General features: G+C 71.2%; 1 protein-coding gene. It reads left to right on the top strand.

Going from position 1 to position 264, the window contains the following annotated elements:
* A partial coding sequence (locus VM95_RS38280; protein ID WP_045706399.1) for a hypothetical protein occupies positions 1-264 on the top strand: 264 nt, incomplete at both ends.

Raw genomic sequence — 264 nt, 5'->3', positions numbered from 1 at the left:
ATGGCCGCCGGCGACCCCGTCACCGTGGTGGACCCGGCGACCAAGCACCTGATCACCTACGTCAACGGCCCCGACCACCGCCTGTGGTCCGTCGACCCCCAGGGCCCCGGCTGGACCGAGTTCATCCCCACCACCTCCGGCACCGTCATGGCCTCCGACGCCGTGCCCAGCGTCGTCGCCGACCCCGCCACCGGACACCTGATCACCTACATCCGCGACACCGCCAACCACCTGTGGTCGGTGGATCCCAAGGGACCGGGCTGG

Source organism: Streptomyces rubellomurinus, from assembly GCF_000961885.1.
Taxonomy (GTDB): Bacteria; Actinomycetota; Actinomycetes; order Streptomycetales; family Streptomycetaceae; genus Kitasatospora; species Kitasatospora rubellomurina.
The sequence above is the reverse complement of the archived record's forward strand: the minus strand, read 5'-3'. Positions and strand labels throughout refer to the sequence as shown.